This is a genomic window from Phaeobacter sp. 11ANDIMAR09, from assembly GCF_001294455.1.
Lineage (GTDB): Bacteria > Pseudomonadota > Alphaproteobacteria > Rhodobacterales > Rhodobacteraceae > Pseudophaeobacter.
In genome coordinates this window covers 158,733-183,044 of the sequence record NZ_LIKT01000001.1, presented here as the reverse complement: position 1 = coordinate 183,044, position 24,312 = coordinate 158,733, and the positions used below count along the sequence as shown (strand labels likewise).

The following is a 24,312-nucleotide window of genomic DNA, read 5'->3' as shown; positions in this document are numbered from 1 at the left end:
TGATTTTTTGACACCGGCTTAGAAAGAGCGCCTGATATGTCCATCACAAGTGCACTTAACTCCGCGATGACCGGACTGACTGCGAATGCGCGGCTGTCCCAAGTGACCTCGGAGAACCTCGCCAATGCGTTGACGCCTGGCTACTCCTCTCAAAAGCTGAACCTGTCCACCAGCCAATATGCGGCTGGTGTCAGGATCGGGGACGTGGAACGCAATGTCGACCCGGCCTTGCAATCCACCACTCGCAAGGCTCAAGCAGAACATGCCAAGGTTGGAGTCTATTCGGATTTCTACGCCCGAATGTCCGGCTATGTAGGGACCGTTGACGACAGTACTTCGATCTCGGCTCAGATCTCGAATTTTGATGCAGCCCTGGTTGAAGCAACCTCGCGTCCGGATTCAACAGAGCGATTGCATGATCTCTCGGTAAAGGCGGGTCTGATTGTTCAATCCATCACGGACGCGGCTGAAGGATTGAACAAGCAACGCGAAGCGGCTGAATCTTCCATTGATGTGCAGGTCAATCAACTGAACAATCAGTTGAAAGAACTGGAAAAAATCAATGCGCGTATTGTGGTGTCCAAAGCGGCGGGCAGCAGCACCACAGCGATGGAAGATCAGCGGGATAAGCTGATTGATTCGGTAAACCAGTCGATTCCGGTAAATGTCGTTCAGCGTGATCAGGGGCGCGTTGCCCTCTATACGGTTGGCGGTGTTGCCCTGCTGGATGGGAAAGCTGCTGAGCTGACTTTTGATGCCAAACGCACGATTGAGCCACAGATGACCCAGGCCAACGGGCTGTTGTCCGGTTTGGAAATCAATGGCCTGGCAATGGATACCTCTGCATCCGGACCTTTGCGAGGCGGAACTCTGGTCGCGGCCTTTGATATCCGCGACAATGTTGCTGTTGAGGCGCAGACTGATCTGGATGCCATGGCCCGTGATCTGGTCGAGAGGTTTCAGGATCCGGCACTGGACGCCACAATTGGTGCCACGGATGCCGGGATCTTTACCGACGGCGGCGGCGCGTTTGATCCAGCTGACACAGTTGGCCTGTCTGCGCGGCTGCAGTTGAATGATCTGGTTTCATTGGACGGGCAAGCGGAAACCTGGCGCCTGCGCGACGGTCTTTATGCTGCGGCTCAGGGGGATCCCGGTGACGCCAGCCAATTGATCGCCTATTCAGAAGCCATCAGCGAAAACCGGACCGTTTCGACAACCAAGTTGGGCACCATTTCGTCGGATCTCAACACGCTCAGCGCCTCTCTGATGTCGCGTTTTGCCCGCGACAGCGATAGCGCCAACAATTCACTGAGCTATGCCGCCACCAGCTACACCGAGCTGGCCCAGGCAGAGCTGGCCCTTGGTGTGGATTCGGACGCCGAACTCCAAAACATGATGCTCATCGAGAATGCCTATGCAGCAAATGCAAAAATGCTCTCAGCTATTGATGAGATGATGCAAACTCTTTTGAGGATGTAATGAATGATCTATAATTCCTACGGTGACCTGACCACGCATAGCTTCCTGCGCAATCGCAATGCGGAGCTGAAGCTGGATCTTGCCACTCTGTCCGAAGAGGTCTCGACTGGCAAAAAATCCAACCTGACCGAGGAGTTGGGCGGCGACTTCTCTTATCTGGCAGATATTGAGAACAGCCTGAAGCGGATCGAAAGCCAGACAGTTGCTACTGGTGAGACCAAACTGTTCGCGCTCAGCATTCAGGACAGCTTGGCGCGTGTGCAGGAAGGAACACAGCAGTTGCGGGATGACATCTATTCCGTCTCACCCGCCCTGACTGAAAACGATGCAACGCAGTTTGCCAAAGAGGCGGAGCGCAAGCTGGAAGCCGCTATCGGTTCCTTTAACGGTTGGGCCGGTGGGCGCAGCCTTTTTGCCGGAACCGCCACGGGAACCAGCCCGTTGAACAGTGCTGACACCCTGATGACGGAACTCATCGGAGAGGTTTCCGGCCTGACGGATGCCGATGACATTATCCAGGCGGTAAAGGATTGGTTTGCGGATCCGACAGGGTTTGACACCGCAATGTACAACGGATCCACCACGGATATCGCACCGGTTGAAGTGGGCGCGGGGGAGAAAGTGTCGCTGAGTTTGCGGGCTGACGACGACAATCTGAAGAGCGCATTGCAAAGCTATGCTATCATTGCTCTGCTCGATGAACCGGCTCTTGGACTGTCCGCGGATACTAAAACCGACCTGACCTATAAGGGAGGTGGGGAATTGGCGGATAGCACGGAACGCCTGATCACGGCCCAGGCTGACATTGGCTTTATGGAGGCCCAGCTGGAACGGGTAAGCGCCCGAAATCTGGCCAGCAAAACGGCTCTCAGCCTTGCCTTTAATGACATCGTTTTGGCCGATCAGTACGAGGTCTCCGCCAAGATGAAGACCACCGAGACCCAGCTGGAGATCCTTTATACGGTGACTGCGCGCAGCGCCCAACTCAGCCTTGTGAAGCACATGTGATGATGAAATTCTTTCGCCTTCTGATCGCCTGCCTGCTGTTGCCAACCCTGGCCCAGGCCAATGCAATCCGTCTCAAGGATCTTGTCGAGTTCGACGGGGTGCGTGGCAATGATCTGGTGGGATATGGCCTTGTGGTCGGTCTCAACGGCACCGGGGACGGGTTGCGCAACTCGCCCTTCACCGAAGAGATCATGTCCAATATTCTGGAGCGGCTTGGGGTCAATGTGACCGGCGAACAGTTCCGGCCCAAAAACGTGGCCGCGGTTATCGTGACCGCAACCCTGCCGCCTTTCGCGCGGGTTGGCGGAACCGTGGATGTCACGGTTTCCGCCATTGGTGATTCCAAAAGTCTGCTGGGCGGCACCCTGGTGATGACGCCCCTGAACGCAGCGGATGGTCAGATCTATGCGGTGGCCCAGGGCACCATTCTGGCAGGTGGCGCCGTGGCCGAGGGCGACGGAGCCACCGTTACCCAGGGGGTTCCGACCTCAGGGGGAATTCCTGCGGGAGCCCGGGTTGAGCGCGAGATCGACTTTGATCTCTCCTCTCTGAGCACCATGCGACTGGCCCTGCGTGAGCCGGATTTCACCACGGCCGAGCGGATCGAACGTGCGGTGAATGATGAGTTTGGTCGGGGCGTTGCCCTGATGCGGGATTCCGGCACCGTCGAGATCGACATCACCCGCACCAATACGCGCTCAACAGCCCATGCGGTTGGGCGGATGGAAAACCTGCGGGTAGAGCCGCAGCGCAAGGCCCGTGTGGTGGTGGATCAACGATCCGGCACTATTGTCATGGGCAGCGATGTGCGCATCTCTCGCGTGGCTGTCGCTCAGGGCAATCTGACCCTGCGCATCGAAGAAGCCCCGCTGGTGTCGCAGCCCAGCCCCTTTACCGATGGCGAAACCGTTGTGGTGCCGCGGACCGTCGCTGCCATCGACGAAGAAGAAGGCATCCAGCTGGCAGAGGTGCGCGAAACCACATCCCTTTCTGAGGTTGTGGCGGGCTTGAACGCGCTGGGCGTGTCGCCGCGCGATATGATCGATATCCTCAAAAGCCTGAAGGCCGCAGGGGCGCTACACGCTGAATTTGTGGTGCGCTGATCCGGCTATCAATGCACAAACGGCAGACTAAAAAAGCACCCCGGACCTGAGTTCTGGTCCGGGGTTTTTCATTTGCTGTTAGATTTCCATTTCTGGATCTATTACCGGGTCAATGACAACAACCAGCCGGGTCTCGCCGGTGCCCTCGATTGGCGGAGATCGGTGCAACAGGCCTGAGCGCGGGGACTCCGGCCATTTTGTGCCGCGCAGAACAATAGGCGCGCCGGTGGGGACCGTTAGCAAACACCGTGGTTCATTGTTTTGGTCCTGCATGCCCAATTGGGTTCCGGTGCCGCGATAGGTGCAGACCAGACGGGCCTGCACCGCATCCACATGGAACTTTCTGCAGGCATTGGTTTGCACCACATCCAGTCGCAGCCGGATATAGTCTACTGTCATCATCTGCGAAAACTGCTCTGCCAATGCAGCGATATCCGCTGTCAGCAGGTCCTGTTCCGGGCAGGCTGGAATCTCTGCCCCTTCAAACAGATGGATTATGCTGCGCTCTACCGCATCTGGCCGCAGGATCAGGCGGGCCCGCGGCAGCTGCTTCGGGTTCAACGCATCGAGCCAGGCTTCGCAGCCTGGCAGGGGTGCCTTGTTCCAAATCGCAGCAGCGCAGTCAGGGAGATGGATCACCGACAGATCCTCAGCCTGCTCTACAACACTGACACCTGCAGGCACCTGCTGCAGCGTGTTCCGAAGAAGGGTATCCGGCATCAGCGCTGTCCCCATTGGGGGAAGGGGTCGGCCATATCGGCCCAGGCCCAGGGCAGGAACTCATCGGCATTGACCAGCGCGGAATTCAAGCGTTCGCAGATTACCTCGCGCTCCAGCCCGGAGCCGATAAAGACCAGCTCTTGCCGACGATCGCCCCAGGGCTCGACCCAGTTGCGGGCAATTTCAGCCTGCGCCTGCGGATGGGTAGGCAGGCGGTCTTCGGGTACCGAGGCCCACCAACGTCCCAGGGGCGCGATAGAGGACAGGGCACCGGCCAGGCTGAATTCTGCGGCCCAGTCAGGACGGGTTGCGATCCAGAAATGACCCTTGGCGCGGATCACACCGGGGAGGGTGCCATTCAGAACGGCGTGCAGCTTCTGCGGATCAAAAGGTGCGCGGGCGTGATAGGCAAAGGATTCAATGCCGTATTCCTCGTCCTCGGGCGTGTGGTTGGCAAAGCCATAGAGCTCCTTGGCCCACATTGGGTGCTCATGTGCGGTGTCAAAGTCAAAAAGGCCGGTATCGAGGATGGTTTCGGCGGGCACCTCGGAATGATTTGTCTCGATGATCTTGGCGTCACCGTTCAGGGCGCGGATGATCTTGCGGGCGTTTTCTGTACGCTGGGGGCCTGCGTCCGCGATCTTGTTGAGGATCACCACATCGGCAAATTCAATCTGTTCTGTGAGCAGGCTGACAAGGCTGCGGTCGTCGCCCTCGCCCAGGGATTCACCGCGATCTGTCAGGAAATCGTGGCTGGAGAAATCCTCCAGCAGATTCACAGCATCCACAACTGTGACCATGGTATCCAAACGCGCTACGTCAGACAGGCTCTGGCCCTCTTCATCGCGGAAATCAAAGGTGGCAGCCACAGGCAGGGGTTCGGAAATACCGGTGGATTCGATCAACAGATAGTCGAACCGACCTTCTTCTGACAGCTGACGAACCTCCTTGAGCAGGTCATCGCGCAGGGTGCAGCAGATGCAGCCGTTGGACATCTCGACGAGGGTTTCCTCGGAGCGCGACAACTCAGTGCCCTCGCGGACCAGATCGGCATCGATGTTTACTTCGGACATATCGTTGACAATCACAGCCACGCGCCGCCCGTCACGGTTGTTCAGGACACGGTTCAACAGCGTGGTCTTGCCTGCTCCCAGAAAACCGGAAAGCACGGTTACGGGGAGGCGGGCGTCATCAGGGGCAGAGTCGCGCATGGGTTTGATCCTTGGATATCTGGGAGTGGCGGAGATTCTTAGGGAATGTTAGTAATGTTATGATATAACTTAACGCAAGAAGAATTTCACCCCGCGCACCGCAGGTCAGGGGCTGGGGTCAGCCTAAATGCAGAACAAAAAAGCCCCGGCGTTGGGCCGGGGCTTGCTCATGATCCGCGCGGGGATTGCCTGAATTTATGTCATATTTTAGCGGCTAGGGATAATAGCTGCGCACCAAGGCGGTGGCGATCAGGCTCCAGCCATCAGCAACCACAAAGAAGGCCAGTTTGAACGGCAATGAGACCACCGCCGGCGGCACCATCATCATACCCATCGACATCAGCACCGCTGCCACCACCAGGTCGATCACCAGGAACGGCAGGAAGACCAGAAAGCCGATCTGAAAAGCGCGGGCGATTTCAGACAGCAGGAAGCTGGGAATCAGCACCGAAAGCGGGGCTTCGGGGCTGGGGTTCATCGCCTCCATTTCAGGGCGTAGATCAGAAATCGCATAGAAGGTATCGGGATCCAGGCGATTGGCCATAAAGGCGCGGAAGGGTTCCAGACCTCGCATGATCCCAGTTTCGATGTCGATCTGTTCCTCGATCAGGGGGCTGATGCCCACCTGCCAGGCCTCGACAAAAACCGGCTCCATCACAAAATAGGTGAGAAACAGCGCCAGGCTGATCATCATCATGTTTGGCGGCGCCTGTTGTAGGCCCAGACCCTGGCGCAGGATCGACAGAACCGTCACCAGAAAAGGGAAACAGGTAATCATGATCAGCAGGCCGGGCGCCAGGCTGAGCACGGTGATCAGCAAAATCAGCTGGATTGAGCGGGCCGAGATGGATTGCCCCTCGGCCAGCGACAGGCTCAACTCCTGCGCCATTGCCGCCTGCGGCAGCATCAGCGCCGCGCAGGAGACAACAAGTGTGAAGATAAAGGCTGTGCGTGTCATCCCAGGCCGTTTTGCAAATCGGCAATCTCGGTCAGGCGAACCGCCAGTTGACCGGCCTGATCGCCTTCCATTTCTTCCAGCTGGCCACGGGCGACAAGACGGTCCCCGACATAGAGATCCACAGGATCTTCTACCCGCTTGTCCAGCGACAGGATCGAATTTTCACTCAGCCCCACAAGGTCGCGGACCAGCGGGCGGGCTTTGCCAACCGAGACAACCACCTCCACCGGAACGGAGACAAAGGGGTTGCTGGTGTCGGTGGCTTTCATGTTGAGATCCTCAGCATCATCCATACTGGCTCTCCTCTCTGATGTGGTAGGTGAAGGCGTCAATCGAATCCTGAATGGATTCAACCAGGCCGGAACTGTTGATTTCGCGCTCCGAATTGCCGGCGCGCAGATAGGCTTGGCCCGGTGTGAGGCCTTCGTCTTCCTGCACCTGAACCGGAGTGGCAAAAGAATCGGGCAAGAGCGAACGCACTGCGGAGCCTTCCCCGGGAGCCACAAAGATGGTCATCGGGTCATCGGTGTGGGTGCGGGCCATATCCGTCATCTGATCGACGATATGGTGGCCAAAGGTAGCCGCCATGGCATCAGGTAGCACCGCACTGGTCAGAACCTTGAACATTGGATCAAGGGATTCGATCAGCTGCGACTGCGCTTCTTTGTAGGTAAAGTTCAGATCCTCCAGCGAACTGGTCAAGGTTGCTGAAATATGGGCTGATTCCTTGTCCTTGGCGGTCACGGCATCATCCCAGCCGGCGCTGTATCCCTTTTCAAACGAGACAGCACGTTCTTCTTCCATCACCTCTTCCGAGACTTCCGGAAAAGAGGCCGCCGGGACAATTGTCGCTGGCCCAAAATCTTCTAGCAGGTGTGTAATGCCCATCAGGCCCGCTCCTCATTTTCTTCCAGCCAGCCCCGCAGGATCTGGACAGTTTCTTCTTGGCGTTCGCCGATCATCTCTCGCAGACGGTCGACCGGATTCTCACCGCCACCGGCGCCGAGGGCCGGCAGGCCACCCATGTCGCCCATGCCGCCCATGTCACCCATGCCGCCAAACTGGCCGCCGCCATCCTGGATTTCACCATCCAGAGCGATGTTGGAGCCAAGATCCGGGTTCATCATAAAGTCACCCATGCCAGGTGCCGTGCCCATGGCTGGCAGATCAGGCAAGCTTGGCATATCGCCCGAACCTGGCGCCGCAAGGGCAGGCATGCCTTCGCTGTTGCCAGACAGGATGGGGCGCACAACAAAGAGGCCAAGCACCAAGGTTACAATGGCCAGGGCCGCCATCTGAATAAGCCCCATGGCATCAAAGTAGATATTGTCCATGAAGGACGAGCTGGCCTCGGTTCCCGCAGGTTCGATGGTGGGAAGATCCATTGACTTCAGAGTGATGACATCGCCACGGGTTTCATCAAACCCGATGGCCGCCGAGATCAATTCACGCAGAGCGCCAAGCTCTTCTTCGGGGCGCGGTTCAAAAACCGATTCTCCGGCGTCATTGGTGACGGTCTGACCATTGATCAAGACCGCAACGGTCAGGCGTTTGATGGCTCCGGGGCCGCGAATGATTTCTTTCTCGGTTTCCGAGATTTCATAGTTCACCCGTTCGCGGGTCGCGGTGGTGTTGTTCTTGGACCCCTGACCTGAGGCCGCATCCCCATCCGGAATGTTTGAGGCAACGGTGACCTCGCCGGATTGGTTGCTGGAAACATCGGCGCGTTCCTCGACATCGGTACTGATGGCGACCCGACTGGCCGGATCCACATGCTTTTCGCGGATCGATTCGGTGTCGGTGACGGTGTCGACGCTGACTTCGACCACAGCATTGCCGTGACCGACGCGGGCCTCGACCAGGCGCATGACCCGATCCCGAATTGACTGCGAACGATCATCAGATCCAGCGCCGGCAGCAGCTGCAGCTTCTGGAGATCCGATCAGCGCCCCATTGGCGTCGATGACGGCGACATTATCCACCGCCAGGCCGGTGACAGCGGAGGCAACCAGGAAGCGAATCGCGTTGGCCTGCGCTGGGGTAATTGGGGATCCCAAAGGCACGACGGATACGGAGGCTGTTGGGTCCACCGTGCGTTGAAAAGGATTGGCGCCAGTATTGGCGATATGGACACGCGCCTGGCTGATATGAGGGCTGGCAACGATGGTCCGGGCCAGCTCTCCTTCTTTGGCGCGCCAGTATGCGGCGTCAAACATCTGCGATGTTGTGCCAAAACCGGTCAGCGAATCGAGCAGCTCATAGCCACGACCGCCATTGGCGGGCAGGCCTTCGCTTGCCAGGGTCATTCTGAGCTCATCGCGCCGGTCAGCCGGTACATAAATAGAACCGCCCCGCACTTCATACTGTGTGCCGGTCTGTTCCAATGACCGCACAACATCTCCAGCGGAGCCGCTTTCGAGCCCTGCATAGAGTAATTTCATCGTTGGCTTGCTCGCCACATGTGACATGGCAAGGATACTTGCGATGACCGCCACTGTGGCGCCAACCACAACGAGTCGCTTCCGCATATCCAACCCGGTCCAGACATTCTTGATCTGCTGCACTTTAACCTCCGTCGCACCGGCATTCTGTCCGGCGTGATCCCTTTTTGACGGAGGGGCCTTAACATTCGGTTAGTTCCTCAGGGGTTATGAAGGCTTTGCACGACGTTTTAGGGAAAGCCATGACAGACGCTGTAGTGAATGCGGAAGAAGACGCACCGGTCAAAAAAAGCAAACTGCCCCTCATCATTGGGGTCGTCCTTGCAATTGCAGGCGGCGGCGGCGGTTTTTTTGCAGTCTCGTCAGGGCTTCTGCCCTTTAGTCAAACCGCAGAGTCCGAAGAGACTCATGCGGCTGAAGTAGCGCCAGAAGGCGTAGGTAGTGGTGAGTCGGCGGAGGATATCGCTGGGCTTGCCTTCATCGAAATGGAACCGATTGTTATTTCGCTGCGCAAAGCCAGCGGCATTAAACATCTTCGGTTCAGCGCAAACCTCGAGGTGGATCAAATCCACCAGGCCGAGGTCGAGAAAGTTCTCCCGCGTGTGGTCGATGTTCTGAATAGCTATCTTCGCGCTTTGGAAATTGAGGATCTGTCTGATCCCATGGCGCTTCCAAAACTGCGCGCACAGATGCTGCGGCGAATCAACATAGCCACCGGTCAGGGGCGTGTGCGTGATTTGCTGATTATGGAATTCGTACTGAACTAGGAGAACGGGATGGACCTTATTGCTGATATCCTGCTTGCAGCAGGGGCCCTCGGGGCTGGTTTTTATTGTTTGGTGCTTTCGCGGCGCCTGAAACGGTTCAACGACCTGGAGAAAGGCGTCGGCGGAGCCGTTGCCGTGCTTTCCTCGCAGGTTGAGGATCTGAACAAATCTTTTGCCTCGGCACGGCAAATCACAGAGGGCTCCAGCCAGGCGCTGGATCAGCTCACCGGGCGGGCCGAATCGGTGGCGCAGCGACTGGAACTGATGATGGCCTCGATGCATGACCTGCCGGAGGTGGCGCCAGAAGCAGCACAACCTCCACGCGCAGCTGTCACACGCGCAGAGGAAAGCGATGCGCTGGCGGTCGCCTATGAGACCGAAGCAGCCCCCGAGCCCGAAGTTCAGGTCGAAGACCCAAACAAATCGGCGGGTGTGATGTTTGTCCGCCATAACCGCGACAAGAATCGGGTGGCGTGATGACTGCAAAAAACCCAAAGGCAAAAAAAGAAAAGAAGCCAGGTCGCAGCCGCAGCCGTGCCTTGCTCTTGTTGTCGCTGCTCTTGATTGGCTCTGCGCTGGTGCGTTTGGGCATGGAAGCCGGACCTGCGATCGCGCGGGAAGTCTCCAACCTGCAAAACGGTGAGGGCGAAGCCCCCAATCATTCAGGGCGGATGCAAACAGAGGGTATGCCCTCTTCTGCGGAATTGCAGGCCATGTTGGCGGCTTTTCAGGAACGCGAAACGGCCCTGGAAGCGCGTGAAGCCGAGATCGAAGATCGCATGAAGGCCCTGGAAATCGCGGATGAAGCCATTGATCGAAAATTGGCGGCACTGGAATTGGCCGAGGAAGAGCTGCGCACCACATTGGCTATGGCCGATGGCGCCACAGAGGCGGATGTAGATCGTCTCACCACGGTTTATGAACAGATGAAGCCAAAAGAATCAGCAGCTCTGTTTGAAGAGATGGATCCCAATTTTGCCGCCGGTTTCCTGGCCCGTATGCGGCCCGAGGCTGCGGCTGGCATTATGGCCGGTCTGAGCCCGGAAGCGGCCTATACAATCAGCGTTGTCATGGCTGGTCGTAACAGCGGCGTTCCCAAGGAATAACTTGGGACCCGCGCTCAGGCTTTCTTAATGCGACTCGCCTAAGCTCAGATAAAGCAACGAAATTTGGAGTGACCCTATGGTCGGAATAGCAGGCATCCTGGTAATTTTTGTCATGGTGTTCGGTGGGTATCTACTGGCCGGCGGCAAAATGGGTATTATCCTTAAATCGCTTCCTTTTGAGATGATGATGATCGGTGGAGCCGCGGTTGGGGCCTTTCTGATCAGCAACGATATGGGCGGCATCAAACACACGCTGAAAGACCTCGGTAAGGTCTTTAAAGGGGCCAAGTGGAAGTCCGATGATTATCGGGACCTTTTGTGCCTGTTGTTCTCGCTGATCCGAATCGCCCGAGCCAACCCGGTCGAAGTGGAACAGCATATCGAGGACCCGGAGAACTCCTCCGTTTTTAACAAATACCCCAAAATCCTGGCGGATAGCGAAGCGGTGAACCTGATCTGCGACACCATGCGCTCTGCCTCGATGAACTATGATGACCCGCATCAGGTCGAAGAGGTGCTGGAGAAACGCATGGAGGCCAATCACCACCATGCGCTGCACTCCAGCCATGCCCTGCAAACCATGGCGGATGGTCTTCCGGCTCTGGGGATTGTTGCGGCTGTTCTGGGTGTTATCAAAACCATGGCTTCGATCGACCAGCCACCAGAAGTTTTGGGTAAGATGATTGGTGGTGCTCTGGTTGGGACCTTCCTGGGCGTTTTCCTGGCCTATGGTCTGGTCGGCCCCTTTGCCGACAAGGTGAAAACCATCACCGAGGAAGACTCACATTTCTACAAATTGATCCGCGAAGTGCTGGTTGCGAATCTGCATAACCACGCGGCCGCCATCTGCATCGAAGTTGGTCGCCAGAACACGCCTTCGCATATTCGCCCCGGTTTCTCTGAACTGGAAGAAGCCCTTAGATCGGTAAAACAGGACGCAGCATGATTTGGCGCGCATTTGCGATAGCCGCCACAGCGTTGGCGGCGGGCTCCTCTGCCCAGGCCGAGACCATCGTCGCCCGCTCCGGTGAGCATGATGGCTTCTCGCGCCTGGTCATGCGCCTGCCTGAGGGGGCTCAATGGACGCTCAACCAATCTGGGCGTGCCGCAAGCCTAAAAATTAATTCGTCTACCGCTGTATTTGACACCTCGCGAGTTTTTGACCTGATCCCACGTGATCGGTTGGAACGCCTGACGCAAAGCGGCCCCGGTCAGCCCCTGCGGATGGAGCTGGGCTGTGAGTGTGAAATCCAATCCTATCTGCAAAGTGATGGCTATCTGGTTGTCGACATCACAGACAATCGCAGCGCGGCAGCGCCCTCCAATCCTATTCAGGGCAATTTTGGTGGCCTGACGCTTGGGTCACCAGTTGAAACCGCTGCCGCTGAGCCATCCGTGGCCCCAGCGACCTCTGGCTACCGCTTTAACCTGTCGCAGGGTGCCATTGCTGATGCCCGTATGGCTTTGGACCTGAAGAACGCGATCAACGCTGATCGGGGTGGCCAGGTCAGCCGATCGCAGGCCGAGCCGGTGCAAGAGCACGACCCTGCTCCGACCTCCCAGCAGATGGCTGCAGAAGCCTCCCGCCTGGCGGAACCCGCACAGCTGGGGTCGCGTGGGGCGGCAGTACTGGCGGCCGGGTTGGAGGCTGAACTTGGCCTGACCCCGCGCCCCTCTCCTCTGAAGCCGGAAGTGGCACAAGAGGCGGAGGTGACTGAGCAGGAAACAGCGGAGGTCGATCAAGAATTGCCCGAGGTCAACCTGTTGCTCAACATGGATGAGACCGCGCGGGCGGCAACGGTGAATGCCTCAGAGCATCGCCTGCTGCAGCAAATTGGTCGCGCCGCTAACCAGGGTCTGCTGGATGTGGTGCAATCTGACCGGGAGGGCGAAGGATCCCGGCCTCTCGACCTATTGGGTCGGGCGGACCGTCCTTTGAATCCGCTGGACAATATTTCGGTGACCTCGGCTATCGACCGCGAGACGGGGCTGATTGCGCGGTCGGTATCGGACAGCAATGTGGACGACCACTGTATCCCGGATCGCCGGATCTCCATTCAAAAATGGGGCAATGACGAAAGCTCCTTTGCCGATCAGCTTGGTCCCCTGCGTGGGGCGCTGGTGCGCGAATTTGACGACGTAAATCCGGCGGGTGTGCGCGCCCTGGCCAAGTTGTATCTCTATTTTGGGTTTGGCGCAGAAGCCCGCGCGATGCTCACCATGCTGCCTGCGGACAGGGTCGATGCCGAACAACAGGCCACGCTTTTGGCGATGGCGGATCTGATGGATGGTCGGGAGCTGGGAATCAATCACCCCTTTTCGGGCCAGCAGGGTTGTAACGGGCAATCGGCGCTTTGGTCGGTGTTGGCGGATGGCAATATTCGCAAGACCGCAAATACCGATGCCATCCAGCAGGGCTTTGCCAAATTGCCAGTACATCTTCGGGTGAACTTTGGCCCGCGCCTCAGCTCTATGTTTGCTGATTCTGGTGATCTTCACATTGCCGAATCCATTCTGCGCTCGGTCAGCCGGACCGGGATGGAATTTGTGCCGGAGCTCAACCTGGCCGAAGCCGCTATTGCCGAGCTGGAAGGGGATACTGAAGTTGTTGCGGAAAAGCTGATCGACGAGGTGGCGGAGCGCACCGAGAGCGCGCCAACGGCTTTGATCGATCTGATCGACCTTAGCTATAATGAGCGCAAGGCTCTGTCGCCGGATGTGCCGGAGTTGATTGCCTCTTATGAACTGGAAAGCCGTGATACTGAATTGGGCGCGAGGCTGCGCAAGGCCGGGGTCATGTCTCTGGCACTGACCGGCCAGTTCACCCAGGCCTTTGATGAGCTGAAGAAGATCACTCAGCGGGATGGGCCGGCCGCACGTGTCGAGGTCGTCGATCCACTGATGACGCTGCTGACAGAACGCGCGGACGATGTGACCTTCCTGCAGTATGGTTTGGTGTTTTCTGGCCAGGCGAGTGCCGCCGAAGCTGCCCCGGTGGCCGAGCTGATGGCGCGCCGCATGCTGGATCTGGGCTTTGCAGAACAGGCGCAGTCGCTGCTGCAAAAGCTGGCGCTGGAGCCAGAGAATAAGGACCGTCGCCTGATGATGGCTGAAACCGCGCTGGCGCTGGGCAAACCCCATAATGCGCTGGTTGAGCTAATGGGTCTGGATGGCTCTGACGCCAACCGGATGCGGGCCGAAGCCCTGTGGCGCAACGGAGAATATGCGCGCTCGGGTGAATATATGCTGGAAGAAGAGGACATGAACGCGGCTGCGCGCGGGTTCTGGCATTCCGAAGATCTGGAAGCGATTGAAACCATAACCCCGGCCGAGGATGCCCCCTTTGGGCAGGTGGCAAATGTGACCAGCCAGATCTCTGAAACCAGTCAAGATCCCGAAGGTTTGACGCCGCTGGCCCATGCCCGTGCTTTGGTCGAAAGCAGTATCGGCACCCGCGACAATATTCTGGATCTGCTCAACCGGGTCGACACTGCCAATACCCCCGCAGAAGAATAACGACCTCCGGGCAAACCTCGCCCACCCTTTCAAAATATAACCGCAAGGCCGTCCAGCAGGGCGGCCTTTCGCCGTCCGTGCTAACACTTTGTCAACTGTCTGAAACTACCTTGGATTTTAGATGAATCCGCGATTGGACAGGCAGAATGCTGTTAGCTATCAGAACTTTGGACCGCGCCCTGTCGCAGTCACTGCACCATAGGCCTGCCCCTGTTGTTTCAGGGCAGCGGGCAGCGGCCTGCTCCCCGCCAATGCCCCCCTCCGACATAGCCCAGGACCCGCCATTTTGTGGGGGGCTTTGGCCTGCCATCAAATTCCACGTCGAAATCAGCAGCCTGATTGCTCCAGAACAAGAGAATGCTTGTGCCTAAATTAACCGCTCAACAGCTATTCAGCCCGACCGTGCTTTTGGCGCTGGCTCTGATGGCAATCATCGTCATGATGATTCTGCCGATGCCAGCCTGGGTACTTGATGTGGGTCTCGCCGCCTCCTTTGGCCTAGCGATTCTAATCTTTACCATCACCCTGTTCATTGAACGGCCGCTGGATTTCTCCTCCTTTCCGACGATCCTGCTGGCCTCTTTGATGCTGCGCCTGTCGCTGAACATCTCCTCCACCAAGCTGATCATCGGCCAGGGCCACACCGGCACCGATGCGGCTGGCAATGTGATCCAGGGCTTTGCCCAGTTTGTCATGAGTGGCAGCGTTTTTCTGGGTTTGGTGACCTTTGGTGTTTTGCTCATCGTGAACTTCATGGTGATCAACAAGGGTGCGGCCCGGATGGCCGAAGTTGGGGCGCGTTTTGCGCTGGATGGGATGCCCGGCAAACAGATGGCGATTGATGCCGATATGGCGGCTGGCGCGATTGATCACGCCACCGCCAAGGCTCGTCGCGAAAACGACCAGAAGGAGACCACCTTCTTTGGCTCGTTGGATGGTGCCTCAAAATTCGTCAAAGGCGATGCGGTTGCAGGTCTGTTGATCACCCTATTGAACTTGGTGATGGGCCTGGTGATGGGCGTTCTGGTCCACGGCATGCCGGTCTCCACCGCCTTTGAGACCTATGCGATCCTGACTGTCGGCGATGGGCTTGTCTCGCAGATTCCATCGGTGATCATCTCGATTGCTGCTGCGTTGTTGCTGGCGCGTGGCGGCGCCACCGGGGCGACTGATATCGCTTTGATGGATCAGTTCGGTAAGCACCCGGCGGCCCTGGCCACGGTTGCGGTCCTGATGGTTATGTTTGCTCTGGTTCCTGGCCTCCCCTTCCTGCCCTTTGTCATTGGCGGCGGGGTGCTGGGGTTTGCAGCCTATCGCATTCAGCAAAAGATCAAGGCCGAAGAAGAGGCTGAAATCGAAGAGGAAATGGAAGAAACCGCCAATCCGACCCCGGCAAAAGCCCTGGGGGATATTTTGGACCTGGACGATCTGCACCTGGAGTTTGCACCGGATCTGGTGAGCATGGTCTTGGATGCCGGCACCGGCCTGGACGCGCGTATTGCCAATATGCGAACCCATATCGCGACAAGCTTTGGCCTCATTCTACCCGAAATCCGCCTGACCGATCAGGCCGATTTGGAACGCGGCACCTATGTGGTCAAGGTTCAGGGGGTGGAACAGGTCCGTGGCACTCTTCACCCTGATATGGTGCTGGCCCTGATGCCGGACAATCATGGGGCCCTGCCACCTGGAACCGATGTGACCGAGCCCGTTTATGGCGCGCCCGCGCGCTGGATCAATGCGGCTCAGCAACAGGATGCGGTGCTGGCAGGCGCGACGGTTGTGACCCCGCCGGAAATTCTGGCAACCCATCTGCTGGAAGTGATCAAACAAAACTTTGCCCGTTTGCTGACCTTCAAATCTCTGCGTCGCCTGCTGAATGAAATGACTGAACTGACCGATCAGTTCCGCGCCGAAGCCAATCGCAAGCTGCTGGATGATCTGGTGCCTGACAAGGTGCCGCTAGATACTCTGCATTCGGTTCTGCGTCTGTTGCTGGACGAGCGTGTTTCGATCCGAAATCTGCCGTTGATTCTGGAAGCCATTGCTGAAGCCCGTATCCAGTCCACCCAACCGGAAGTGATCTGTGAGCAGGTGCGTCAGCGTCTGGGTTTCCAGTTGGTTGCCGAGATGAAGCGCGAAGACGGGACCATCCCGCTGATCCAGCTGGCGCCGGAATGGGAAGATACCTTCTCGACCTATCAGATGGATGTCAGCGCCGGAAATCTTGACGTGGCCCTGCCGCCCGATATGTTCAACCGCCTAGCTGAAGGGCTGAGCGAGCGCCTGACCACGGTGACCGAGCAGGGTGTCTTTGCCGCTGTGGTGACCTCAACCCGGCGCAGGCGCTACCTGCGCACTATCCTGAAATCCCGCGGCATCACCAATCCGGTTCTCTCCTTTGAGGAGATCGGCCTAGAGGCTCGCCCTGCGCTTGTTGGAATGGTCGCGGCATGACACCGCTGGACTTCCCTCCAGAGCTGCGCGCATTTCTAGGGGCGAGTTTCTGGCATTTTGCCATCGTGTTCCTGCGGGTCGGCGCCATGACGGCAGTACTGCCGGCCTTTGGCGAACAATATGTCCCGATGAATGTGAAACTGGGGATCGCCGTTGCCTTCACCTTTGTTGTGGCACCGGCCTTGTCCTTGTTTCCCGAACCCGCAACACCGCTGCATTTTGCCGGTCTGGCCGCCAGCGAGGCCATTATCGGCCTGGCTTTGGGGGTGTCGGTGCGTCTGTTTATCATGGGGCTACAGATTGCCGGGACAATTGCAGCACAAAGCACCTCCTTGTCGCAAGTTCTTGGCAGTATCGGTGCGGATGCGCTGCCTGCGATCGGTGGTGTGCTGCTGGTCTCCGGTCTGGCGCTGGCCGTGATGATGGGGCTGCATGTCCGGGTGGCGGAGTTTCTGATCTATTCCTACCAGATCTTTCCGGTCGGCGCCTATCCTGAGCCTGCAGGCTTTTCCGAGTGGGGGCTGCACCGGATCTCCAAGTCCTTCTATCTGGCCTTCACCCTGGCGGCGCCTTTCCTGATCACGGCGGTGATCTACAATTTGGCGCTGGGCGTGATTAACCGCGCGATGCCTCAGCTCATGGTGTTCTTTGTGGGTGCGCCGGTGATTACCTTTGGCGGGTTGTTTATTCTGATGGTCGCCAGCCCGATGATCCTGGATACCTGGCTGCGCGAGATGATGGCCTTCTTTTCTGATCCCGGAGGTGGCCTGCAATGAGCGACGACGACGATTCAGACAAGTCATTTGAGCCAACAGAAGCCAAGCTCAAGAAAGCGCGCGATAAAGGTGAGGTTGCCAAATCGACCGACCTTTCCGTCGCTGCGGCCTATATGGGGCTGGTTGTCGCTTTCTACGCGGCGGGCCATAATATGGTGACCGAATTTGGCACCGTGTTGATGTCGATCATCGATCAGCCTGATCGGTTGGCAAAACAGCTGTTCTCTGGCAATGGCACGCCTCCCGTTGGCGGCATGATTGCAGCCATGGTCTGGCCCTTGATTCCTCTATTCATGATCCCTTTTGTTTTGGTGTTGTTGTCGATTGTTGGCCAAAGAGCTCTGGTTTTTGCGCCAACCAAGCTGGAACCAAAGATGTCGCGGATTTCGGTGATCTCCAACGCCAAGAACAAATTTGGCCGTGCCGGGCTGTTTGAATTCGGCAAAAGTGCCTTTAAGCTGATTCTCTATTCGATCTGTCTCGGCGTCTATCTCAACTATCGCATGCCGGAAATGATCGCTTCCGCTGCCACTGGTGCCTCGTCGGTGATCAAGATGCTGGCCGAGCTGGGGATGGAGTTCCTGGTAATTGCCCTGCTGATTTCGATCTGCATTGGGGTGGTGGATGCAATTTTCCAGCATGATGAGCATCGCCGCAAAAACATGATGTCGCGCAAGGAAGTCCAGGACGAGAACAAGGATGCCGAGGGTGACCCGCATATGAAGGGCAAGCGGCGGCAAAAGGCGCAGGAGATTGCCATGGGTCAGATGATGTCCTCGGTGCCCGAGGCCAGTGTCGTGATCGTCAACCCGACCCATTACGCGGTGGCGCTGAAATGGGAAGGTGCTGCGGGCACAGCGCCGATCTGTGTTGCCAAGGGGGTTGATGAAGTTGCCGCCACCATCCGCCGGATCGCCAATGAAAACGCCATTCCGATCCACAGCGATCCACCAACGGCACGGGCGCTTTATGCCACCATCGATATCGGCGGCGAGGTCGAGGAAGAATATTATGCGCCGGTTGCCGCCGCGATCCGTTTTGCGGATGAGATGCGTGAGCGCGCCAAGGGAGGTCTGTGATGAAACAGAAACTGGCAATGCTGGAGCAGATGGCGGCGGTCACCGAGGCGCAATACCTAAAAGAACATGCCAAGATTAAGCCGATCCTGGATCACGAGGCTCGGTTGCGCGGGCAATTGACCAAGCTCGAGGCGCAGGTGCGCGAGGCACGTACAGAGGCAGACGGCGATATGCCCATGAAGGCGCTTGGGGCGGATCTGTTGTGGGAAGGCTGGCATCTGAACACCCGACGCAACCTCAACATGCAACTGGCGCAGGTCACTGCTCGGAAGCTGATGGCGATGGACCGGCTGCGCAAGACCTTTGGCCGCAAGACGGCGGTGAGTGATATGGAAAAAGCTGAAAAACTGCGCCGCAAGGCGGCAAAGGCAAAAACCCTGGAAGAGCAGCTGCTCAGCCGTATTTAGACAGCGCGCCCCTGCGAGGCTGTAGGCAGATCCTTCGTAATGCTGCCAGGGTAAAAGGTGGGCGCAATGATCAGCAAACGCAGGATTTTATCCTATGCACAGCGAAAGGCGGCTATGAGCCCAGACTTACCAGTCCAGGAGTTTGCAGCGAATGACGGCTCACGTCTTGCGCAAAATATAGAAATTTTTTACATACCAATAAGTTCTGGGAAATTGATGCGATATCGTAGGCTGGTGAAATGTTCAAAGGATTGTGCACGGGCTTTGTAGCGATTCTATTTTTGGCATTCGCTACAACGAGTAGCCGGGCCGAGAGTGTTGATATCATTTGTTCGAATGTGGGTGCTCTCAATTCTCAGTTCGTGTTCCTTCTGGCAAAGCACCTCCATTTCGAACCAAGCGTTGTAATCAATCCTCGACGGCAAAATGCCATTTCTAGTGACGATGTTAGAACCGTTCGTCTCGTAATATCTGGCCGATCTTACGAGTCCGTCGTTGCTTGCGCTGTTGGACACACATTCGAGCGAGATGAACTAGATCAGAAAATTGGAGAGCTGCGCCGACGGTTGGGCAACGAAGGGCAACCTGTTTTTCCTGGAGGGGCAAAAGGTAGACTACTGTCTGTTGGAGAGGCTGTTAAGTTGAACGGTCAGCAGTTCTTCATCAGTGTGTCGGGCGTTGACGACTTGATGGTGGCCGGTGCCGCAGTCGCGCAATCGCACAATTTAGACAGTCAAGCGTGCTGGTTCGACAACGAATGTTCGGCCGCGGCTGAGACGTACTGGTCGCGAAACGCAAATTGAAATCGGCTCTATTGTCATCAGTCATTTACTGAAAGCTGTCATTGGGTACTGCCCCCAAACGGCGGCTTTGTCCTGCGGTTTAAGGGCAGCACCCTGAATATCTACTTTAGGGAAAAAGGACGCAAAGGGTGAGGAATGGCTGCTCTCGGGCTCGAGGGAACAGAGCAAGGCGCCATTCCGGTCAAAGGGATGTCACAGGATCAGATGGTCGCAGATCCTAAAAAACGGGCCCGCTCACGAGAGCGGGCCCGGAAAAGTATTCAGAATTTCAACTTGAGACTTTAGACGTCCTGGCGCGAAATCTCGACGATGAGCACATCATAGATGCCCTTGCCCAGTTCCTTTTGCGCGGCTTCTCGCAGCGCCGTGCGCAGAGGGTTCAACACATCAGAGCGGGTAAAGGCGCCGCGGAACCCGCCCATATTGGCGTGGTCAAATAGCACCTGCAAAAAGGCATCGCGCAGCTTGGGTTCATAGAGATGGATCTTGTCGCTCATGCCAACCTTGGCCTCGAGGCTGAGCGCGATCACCACCAGCGAAGACAGGTTTTCACGCTCCACCACGGGGATGACAAACTGATTGGCGATCTTGACATATTCGCGGGTCGGGTCGCCTTCCAACACGTCCTCGCCCATTTCGTTTTCGGCGAGGGCCTCTTCTTCATCGGCGTGATCAATGTCATCGCCCATTTCGTCGCCAGCGGCATGTTCGGCCTTGGGCTCCGGGGCGGGGGCAAGCATGATGCCCGCCCCAATCCCGGCTCCGGTTCCGATAATCAGCAATATGACGGGGAGTAGTTTAGCGATCATGGCTCACCTCAGAATGGTAGGATCGCGTCCAGCACTTGCTGGCCGTATCGCGGTTGTTGCACATCGGTGATTTGTCCACGGCCACCATAGGAGATACGCGCCGAGGCGATTTTATCATAGGTGATCTGGTTCTGGCGGCTGATGTCCTGTGGCCGCACATAGCCCGAAACCAGCAGTTCACGTAGCTCAAAGTTTACCCGAACTTCCTGTTTGCCGCTGATGGCAAGCACCCCGTTGGGCAGCACATCCACCACCGTGGCAGCGACGCGCATTTCCAGTTTTTCGTTGCGTTTGACCGATCCGTTGCCTTTGGAGCTGCTGGCGCCGGTCAGATCCACGGCCGTCGCCATCGAGGCGCCTTCGGGGAGTTTTTCGTCAATGCGTTGTGGTACGCCAAAGAGCTGGGGGACGCCCATGCTCTCCGCGCTTGAGCGCGAGCGGCTGGTGCCGTTGGAGATCTCGGCCTCTTCGTCGAATTCGATTACGACGGTCAGGATATCGCCCCTGTTGACCGCGCGACGATCGCCCAAAAGAGAGTTCTGTGAGCCGCTCCAAAGGGAGGAGCCATCCACGGCGCGCTGGTTTTGGATCTCGGTCGGCAGGCCCTGCCACAGCATAGCAACATGTTCCGGGGATTGCGTGGATTCTGACAGCGTCGGTGGTTTGCCGATATGATCCATGCGGGCGCAGGCCCCCAGCAGGACCAGGCCAGTCAGTGCAAGTTTGGTGGCAATCGATTTAGTGTTCATTATTTTACCTCTACTGACCCGTCAGCGTTTACACGCCCGGACACGGTGTTCCGTGATGCCAAATTCATGACCTTGATCCATTCCCCTTCCGAGCCCCGCCCCAGAGCACGGCCTTCGGCCACTATGGTCAGCCCATTGCGGCGAAACCTGAGCGAGACAAGGTCGTTGCGGTCGATAATCGCGGGGGGGCCGATATCGCTGGGACGCATGGGGCGACCGGGATAGAGCGGCACACGGGCTTCCATTCCCACCACTTCGTTTGCATCTGACAGGGCGCCAGCCACATTGACCTGTTTGAAGGTCAGATCGGTGGCGAGGATGATTTCCTTGGCCCGGATCGTCCGCGTGGGCACCAGGATTTCGGCCCAGGCGGTCTGGGCTGTCACTGCGATGAGAAGGGCGAGAATATGTTTCATTAGCGGATCTGTGTGGTGGCCGACATCATCTGGTCGACGGCCGAGATGACTTTCGAGTTCATTTCATAGCCACGCTGGGCCTCGATCAGCTCGGTGACTTCGCGGACCGAATCGACGGAGCTGCCTTCGAGATAGCCCTGGCGGAAAGTGCCCAGCCCATCTTCCCCGGCGGTGGAAACATTCGGCGCCCCTGAGGCTTCGGTCTCGACAAAGAGATTGCCGCCAATGGCTTCCAGCCCCTTGGGATTGGTAAAGCTGGCCAGGTTGAACTGGCCCAAAAGCTGGCCTTCGGCGGTTTCGTCAAAATAGGCGTAGATTTCGCCCGATGCGTTGATCGAAATGCTCAGCGCGTCGTCCGGAATGGTCACATCCGGCGCCACGGCCAATCCATCCGAGGTGACAATCAGCCCCTCGGCGGAGCGTTTCAGCGCACCATCACGGGTATAGCCGCTTTGCCCCGATGGCAGGGTGACTTCCAGATAACCTTTGCCTTCGATGGCCACATCCAGATCGCTGCCTGTTTGTTCCAACGCGCCCTGTTGAAGATGCACCGAAATGGCGGCCGGGCGCACACCCAGACCAACCTGAACACCGGTTGGCAGAATGGTCCCATCCGAGGCATTCACCGTACCCGCACGGGTCACCTGCTGATAGTGCAGATCGGCAAATTCAGCGCGACGTGGATTATAGGCCGTGGTGTTCATGTTGGCCAAGTTGTTCGCGATGGTTTCAACACGCAGTTGCTGAGCGCTCATACCGGTTGCAGCGATTTTAAGGGCACGCATCGGTGGTCTCCTTTTACTTGATCAGTTTTTCAATGGCGTTGCGGATGCGCTTGTCTTCTGTTTCCAGAAAGCTCTGGCCCATTTCATAGGCACGCTGGATTTCAATCATGCGGGTAACCTGGGTGATCGCATTGACGTTGGATCCTTCCAGAAACCCCTGCACCATCTTGGCGTTTTCGCTATCGATGATCTCACCCTCGGCGCGGAACATCACACCGTCCTCGCGCATCAGGACAGTTTCCTCATCCGGCTGGAAAAGCCCGATCTGGCCAACGGTATTGCCATCGGCAGTGATGGTGCCATCGGCGCCGACATGAATGGATTCGGCGGTGCCCGGGATAAAGACTGGCGCGCGACCTGCATCCAGAACCCGATGGCCATCCATGGTGACCAGATCGCCTTCGGCATTTGGTGAAAAAGCGCCAGAGCGGGTCAGCCGCTCCCCCAGCGGGGTCTCGATCATGAAATAGGCGTCGCCTTCGATGGCAAAATCAAAGGAGCCGCCGGTCTGGGTCAGCTGGCCTTGTTCCATCGAGGTGTTGAAAATATTGGCCTGCGACATCGACAGCGATTGCTGGCCCGGGGCGGTCTGGACAAATTCAGAAAAGATCAGACCTTCTGAGCGATAGCCGGTGGTTGCAGAGTTAGCGATGTTATTTGCCACCACACGCATTTCGCGCATCAGGCCGGACTGGCGGGATAGGGTTGCATAGCCTGCGGTTTCCATCACGAAACTCCTGCGATCAAAGGAATGACATGGCCATTAAAAAAGGCCACGAGTGTCTGGGTCATGAAGCCCATGGTCATCCAGAAGACGACAACAATTGCCGCCAGTTTGGGAACAAAGGTCAGGGTCATTTCCTGCACGGATGTCAGGGCCTGAAACAGACCGATGGCCAAGCCGACGACCAAAGCCACCGCCAGGATCGGCGTTGACATGGTCACTGCAGCCCAAAGAGCCTGTCGCAATGTGTCGTAGAATTGGCCTTCGCTCATCATTGGCTTAGACCGGCATCCGCAGGATTTCTTGATAGGCTTCAACAACCTTGTTGCGCACGGTCACTGCGGTCTCTACCGCCAGCTCGGTCTGGGCCAGAGCCTGAACAAGCGCATGCGGGTCACCTGCACCTGTCATCGACTGTACCGCTGTCTGCTCACCAACCTGCATAGTGTTGGCAAAACTGGCAAAGCTGGAACGCAGCTGGTCCGTGGGGCTATTGCCCTGGAACTCGGGGTCCACTTTGGTGGCGGGACGGGCGGCGGCGTAGCCTCCGGCGGCGGAGGTGATAGAGCGAATATCCATTCTGGATCTCCTCGGGGGTTAGGTTATTTTCTCAGCAGATCCATCAGGGAAGAGGACATGCTGCGGGTTTGTTCAAACATTTTCAGGTTGGCGTCGTAGCTGCGCTGGGCCTCGCGGGCGTCGGCGATTTCGATCATCAGATCGACATTCGAGCCATCATAGTGTCCGCTGCCATCCGCCAGGGGATGCGAGGGGTCATAGATGCTTTCCAGATCGCTGCGATCCAGGGTGACGCGGCCGGTCCTGACGTGTTCCACGTCATTCTCCAAATCGCGCGTGGCTTCAAAGGGAACGCTTTTGCGCCGATAGCCCGGGGTATCGGCGTTAGAGATGTTTTCAGAGACGTGCCGCAGGCGGGTGGCCTGTGCTTTCAGGCCGCTGGCGGTCACACTCAGGGAATTGGAAAATTCACTCAT

Annotated in this window: 26 protein-coding genes; 12 read left to right on the top strand and 14 right to left on the bottom strand. The window is 57.5% G+C overall.

Translation table 11 applies throughout. The features are described 5' to 3' along the window. The first annotated feature begins 36 nt into the window (after positions 1 to 36). Genes flgK through AN476_RS00905 form a run of 3 tightly spaced genes read left to right on the top strand, consistent with a single transcriptional unit; the run spans position 37 to position 3,593 of the window. Positions 37 to 1,482, top strand: coding sequence for a flagellar hook-associated protein FlgK (gene flgK, locus AN476_RS00915; RefSeq protein ID WP_054458633.1), 1,446 nt, complete (start codon positions 37 to 39; stop codon positions 1,480 to 1,482). A 3-nt stretch (positions 1,483 to 1,485) separates the two neighbouring features. Further along, a complete protein-coding gene (locus AN476_RS00910; protein ID WP_054458631.1) occupies positions 1,486 to 2,490 on the top strand; it encodes a flagellin in 1,005 nt (334 codons plus the stop codon). Between the two features lie 2 nt (positions 2,491 to 2,492). Further along, positions 2,493 to 3,593 (top strand): flagellar basal body P-ring protein FlgI, encoded by a 1,101-nt coding sequence (locus tag AN476_RS00905; RefSeq protein WP_371257265.1) that lies wholly within the window; start codon positions 2,493 to 2,495, stop codon positions 3,591 to 3,593. A gap of 78 nt (positions 3,594 to 3,671) precedes the next feature. On the opposite strand, the gene AN476_RS00900 is transcribed toward AN476_RS00905, so the two are convergent. The 6 genes from AN476_RS00900 to fliF all read right to left on the bottom strand — a co-directional run bounded on the left by AN476_RS00900 (position 3,672) and on the right by fliF (position 9,046). Further along, entirely contained in the window at positions 3,672 to 4,313 is a 642-nt protein-coding gene (locus AN476_RS00900; RefSeq protein ID WP_054458627.1) for a DUF1826 domain-containing protein, read from the bottom strand. Then, positions 4,313 to 5,524 (bottom strand): GTP-binding protein, encoded by a 1,212-nt coding sequence (locus AN476_RS00895; RefSeq protein WP_054458625.1) that lies wholly within the window; start codon positions 5,522 to 5,524, stop codon positions 4,313 to 4,315. The genes AN476_RS00900 and AN476_RS00895 overlap by 1 nt, the downstream gene beginning before the upstream one ends. A gap of 214 nt (positions 5,525 to 5,738) precedes the next feature. Continuing rightward, positions 5,739 to 6,482 (bottom strand): flagellar type III secretion system pore protein FliP, encoded by a 744-nt coding sequence (gene fliP / locus AN476_RS00890; RefSeq protein WP_054458623.1) that lies wholly within the window; start codon positions 6,480 to 6,482, stop codon positions 5,739 to 5,741. After that, positions 6,479 to 6,775: a FliM/FliN family flagellar motor C-terminal domain-containing protein gene (locus tag AN476_RS00885; protein WP_054458622.1), complete on the bottom strand. Its 297-nt coding sequence runs from the start codon at positions 6,773 to 6,775 to the stop codon at positions 6,479 to 6,481. The genes fliP and AN476_RS00885 overlap by 4 nt, the downstream gene beginning before the upstream one ends. Beyond that, entirely contained in the window at positions 6,768 to 7,370 is a 603-nt protein-coding gene (locus AN476_RS00880) for a hypothetical protein (protein WP_054458620.1), read from the bottom strand. The genes AN476_RS00885 and AN476_RS00880 overlap by 8 nt, the downstream gene beginning before the upstream one ends. Next, positions 7,370 to 9,046 (bottom strand): flagellar basal-body MS-ring/collar protein FliF, encoded by a 1,677-nt coding sequence (gene fliF, locus AN476_RS00875; RefSeq protein WP_054458618.1) that lies wholly within the window; start codon positions 9,044 to 9,046, stop codon positions 7,370 to 7,372. The genes AN476_RS00880 and fliF overlap by 1 nt, the downstream gene beginning before the upstream one ends. Positions 9,047 to 9,165: 119 nt before the next feature. Here fliF and fliL point away from each other — a divergent pair, with 119 nt between their 5' ends. The 9 genes from fliL (at position 9,166) to AN476_RS00830 (ending at position 19,031) form a co-directional block, all read left to right on the top strand. Beyond that, positions 9,166 to 9,690 carry a flagellar basal body-associated protein FliL gene (gene fliL, locus AN476_RS00870; protein ID WP_054458616.1) on the top strand — a complete coding sequence of 175 codons (525 nt, stop codon included), beginning with the start codon at positions 9,166 to 9,168 and terminating at the stop codon, positions 9,688 to 9,690. Positions 9,691 to 9,699: 9 nt separating this feature from the next. After that, entirely contained in the window at positions 9,700 to 10,167 is a 468-nt protein-coding gene (locus tag AN476_RS00865) for a hypothetical protein (RefSeq protein WP_054458614.1), read from the top strand. Further along, positions 10,167 to 10,796 (top strand): MotE family protein, encoded by a 630-nt coding sequence (locus tag AN476_RS00860; protein ID WP_054458612.1) that lies wholly within the window; start codon positions 10,167 to 10,169, stop codon positions 10,794 to 10,796. Before AN476_RS00865 ends, AN476_RS00860 begins: the two co-directional genes overlap by 1 nt. A 76-nt stretch (positions 10,797 to 10,872) precedes the next feature. After that, the gene (gene motA / locus AN476_RS00855; RefSeq protein WP_054458609.1) at positions 10,873 to 11,742 is read left to right on the top strand and encodes a flagellar motor stator protein MotA; all 870 of its coding nucleotides are present in this window, start codon (positions 10,873 to 10,875) and stop codon (positions 11,740 to 11,742) included. Next, complete coding sequence (locus tag AN476_RS00850; protein WP_172684782.1) at positions 11,739 to 14,312, top strand: hypothetical protein; 2,574 nt, start codon at positions 11,739 to 11,741, stop codon at positions 14,310 to 14,312. Before motA ends, AN476_RS00850 begins: the two co-directional genes overlap by 4 nt. Positions 14,313 to 14,735: 423 nt before the next feature. Next, positions 14,736 to 16,769 carry a flagellar biosynthesis protein FlhA gene (gene flhA / locus AN476_RS00845; protein WP_371257264.1) on the top strand — a complete coding sequence of 678 codons (2,034 nt, stop codon included), beginning with the start codon at positions 14,736 to 14,738 and terminating at the stop codon, positions 16,767 to 16,769. Continuing rightward, positions 16,766 to 17,545 carry a flagellar biosynthetic protein FliR gene (locus tag AN476_RS00840; RefSeq protein ID WP_054458607.1) on the top strand — a complete coding sequence of 260 codons (780 nt, stop codon included), beginning with the start codon at positions 16,766 to 16,768 and terminating at the stop codon, positions 17,543 to 17,545. The genes flhA and AN476_RS00840 overlap by 4 nt, the downstream gene beginning before the upstream one ends. Then, positions 17,542 to 18,624, top strand: a complete 1,083-nt coding sequence (locus AN476_RS00835; RefSeq protein WP_054458605.1) for a flagellar biosynthesis protein FlhB — start codon at positions 17,542 to 17,544, stop codon at positions 18,622 to 18,624. The genes AN476_RS00840 and AN476_RS00835 overlap by 4 nt, the downstream gene beginning before the upstream one ends. Continuing rightward, positions 18,624 to 19,031 (top strand): hypothetical protein, encoded by a 408-nt coding sequence (locus AN476_RS00830; protein ID WP_054458603.1) that lies wholly within the window; start codon positions 18,624 to 18,626, stop codon positions 19,029 to 19,031. The genes AN476_RS00835 and AN476_RS00830 overlap by 1 nt, the downstream gene beginning before the upstream one ends. Before the next feature lie 1,084 nt (positions 19,032 to 20,115). Here the strand turns inward: AN476_RS00830 and AN476_RS00820 are convergent. Genes AN476_RS00820 through flgC form a run of 8 tightly spaced genes read right to left on the bottom strand, consistent with a single transcriptional unit; the run spans position 20,116 to position 24,312 of the window. Continuing rightward, entirely contained in the window at positions 20,116 to 20,643 is a 528-nt protein-coding gene (locus AN476_RS00820; protein ID WP_054458599.1) for a flagellar basal body-associated FliL family protein, read from the bottom strand. 8 nt (positions 20,644 to 20,651) lie between these two features. Then, positions 20,652 to 21,392, bottom strand: a complete 741-nt coding sequence (gene flgH, locus AN476_RS00815) for a flagellar basal body L-ring protein FlgH (RefSeq protein WP_054458597.1) — start codon at positions 21,390 to 21,392, stop codon at positions 20,652 to 20,654. Then, on the bottom strand, positions 21,392 to 21,808 hold the full coding sequence (gene flgA / locus AN476_RS00810) for a flagellar basal body P-ring formation chaperone FlgA (RefSeq protein WP_054458596.1): 417 nt from the start codon (positions 21,806 to 21,808) through the stop codon (positions 21,392 to 21,394). The genes flgH and flgA overlap by 1 nt, the downstream gene beginning before the upstream one ends. After that, positions 21,808 to 22,593, bottom strand: a complete 786-nt coding sequence (flgG, locus tag AN476_RS00805) for a flagellar basal-body rod protein FlgG (protein WP_054458593.1) — start codon at positions 22,591 to 22,593, stop codon at positions 21,808 to 21,810. The genes flgA and flgG overlap by 1 nt, the downstream gene beginning before the upstream one ends. Positions 22,594 to 22,606: 13 nt before the next feature. Then, positions 22,607 to 23,320, bottom strand: coding sequence for a flagellar hook-basal body complex protein (locus AN476_RS00800; RefSeq protein ID WP_054458591.1), 714 nt, complete (start codon positions 23,318 to 23,320; stop codon positions 22,607 to 22,609). Then, on the bottom strand, positions 23,320 to 23,592 hold the full coding sequence (gene fliQ, locus AN476_RS00795; RefSeq protein WP_054458589.1) for a flagellar biosynthesis protein FliQ: 273 nt from the start codon (positions 23,590 to 23,592) through the stop codon (positions 23,320 to 23,322). The genes AN476_RS00800 and fliQ overlap by 1 nt, the downstream gene beginning before the upstream one ends. 4 nt (positions 23,593 to 23,596) lie before the next feature. Next, positions 23,597 to 23,896, bottom strand: a complete 300-nt coding sequence (fliE, locus tag AN476_RS00790; RefSeq protein ID WP_054458587.1) for a flagellar hook-basal body complex protein FliE — start codon at positions 23,894 to 23,896, stop codon at positions 23,597 to 23,599. Between the two features lie 23 nt (positions 23,897 to 23,919). Continuing rightward, on the bottom strand, positions 23,920 to 24,312 hold the full coding sequence (gene flgC, locus AN476_RS00785; protein ID WP_054458585.1) for a flagellar basal body rod protein FlgC: 393 nt from the start codon (positions 24,310 to 24,312) through the stop codon (positions 23,920 to 23,922).

Excerpts from the sequence above, each read along its gene's own strand:
- AN476_RS00900 (WP_054458627.1), bottom strand. The coding sequence starts at position 4,313 with ATGCCGGATACCCTTCTTCGGAACACGCTGCAGCAGGTGCCTGCAGGT.
- flgG (WP_054458593.1), bottom strand. The coding sequence starts at position 22,593 with ATGCGTGCCCTTAAAATCGCTGCAACCGGTATGAGCGCTCAGCAACTG.
- flhA (WP_371257264.1), top strand. The coding sequence starts at position 14,736 with ATGGCAATCATCGTCATGATGATTCTGCCGATGCCAGCCTGGGTACTT.
- AN476_RS00840 (WP_054458607.1), top strand. The coding sequence starts at position 16,766 with ATGACACCGCTGGACTTCCCTCCAGAGCTGCGCGCATTTCTAGGGGCG.
- AN476_RS00905 (WP_371257265.1), top strand. The coding sequence starts at position 2,493 with ATGAAATTCTTTCGCCTTCTGATCGCCTGCCTGCTGTTGCCAACCCTG.
- motA (WP_054458609.1), top strand. The coding sequence starts at position 10,873 with ATGGTCGGAATAGCAGGCATCCTGGTAATTTTTGTCATGGTGTTCGGT.
- flgH (WP_054458597.1), bottom strand. The coding sequence starts at position 21,392 with ATGAACACTAAATCGATTGCCACCAAACTTGCACTGACTGGCCTGGTC.
- fliL (WP_054458616.1), top strand. The coding sequence starts at position 9,166 with ATGACAGACGCTGTAGTGAATGCGGAAGAAGACGCACCGGTCAAAAAA.
- AN476_RS00860 (WP_054458612.1), top strand. The coding sequence starts at position 10,167 with ATGACTGCAAAAAACCCAAAGGCAAAAAAAGAAAAGAAGCCAGGTCGC.
- AN476_RS00850 (WP_172684782.1), top strand. The coding sequence starts at position 11,739 with ATGATTTGGCGCGCATTTGCGATAGCCGCCACAGCGTTGGCGGCGGGC.
- AN476_RS00895 (WP_054458625.1), bottom strand. The coding sequence starts at position 5,524 with ATGCGCGACTCTGCCCCTGATGACGCCCGCCTCCCCGTAACCGTGCTT.
- AN476_RS00820 (WP_054458599.1), bottom strand. The coding sequence starts at position 20,643 with ATGATCGCTAAACTACTCCCCGTCATATTGCTGATTATCGGAACCGGA.
- flgC (WP_054458585.1), bottom strand. The coding sequence starts at position 24,312 with ATGAGTGAATTTTCCAATTCCCTGAGTGTGACCGCCAGCGGCCTGAAA.
- fliQ (WP_054458589.1), bottom strand. The coding sequence starts at position 23,592 with ATGATGAGCGAAGGCCAATTCTACGACACATTGCGACAGGCTCTTTGG.
- AN476_RS00910 (WP_054458631.1), top strand. The coding sequence starts at position 1,486 with ATGATCTATAATTCCTACGGTGACCTGACCACGCATAGCTTCCTGCGC.
- AN476_RS00830 (WP_054458603.1), top strand. The coding sequence starts at position 18,624 with ATGAAACAGAAACTGGCAATGCTGGAGCAGATGGCGGCGGTCACCGAG.
- fliE (WP_054458587.1), bottom strand. The coding sequence starts at position 23,896 with ATGGATATTCGCTCTATCACCTCCGCCGCCGGAGGCTACGCCGCCGCC.
- AN476_RS00835 (WP_054458605.1), top strand. The coding sequence starts at position 17,542 with ATGAGCGACGACGACGATTCAGACAAGTCATTTGAGCCAACAGAAGCC.
- flgA (WP_054458596.1), bottom strand. The coding sequence starts at position 21,808 with ATGAAACATATTCTCGCCCTTCTCATCGCAGTGACAGCCCAGACCGCC.
- AN476_RS00880 (WP_054458620.1), bottom strand. The coding sequence starts at position 7,370 with ATGGGCATTACACACCTGCTAGAAGATTTTGGGCCAGCGACAATTGTC.
- fliP (WP_054458623.1), bottom strand. The coding sequence starts at position 6,482 with ATGACACGCACAGCCTTTATCTTCACACTTGTTGTCTCCTGCGCGGCG.
- AN476_RS00885 (WP_054458622.1), bottom strand. The coding sequence starts at position 6,775 with ATGGATGATGCTGAGGATCTCAACATGAAAGCCACCGACACCAGCAAC.
- AN476_RS00800 (WP_054458591.1), bottom strand. The coding sequence starts at position 23,320 with ATGGAAACCGCAGGCTATGCAACCCTATCCCGCCAGTCCGGCCTGATG.
- flgK (WP_054458633.1), top strand. The coding sequence starts at position 37 with ATGTCCATCACAAGTGCACTTAACTCCGCGATGACCGGACTGACTGCG.
- AN476_RS00865 (WP_054458614.1), top strand. The coding sequence starts at position 9,700 with ATGGACCTTATTGCTGATATCCTGCTTGCAGCAGGGGCCCTCGGGGCT.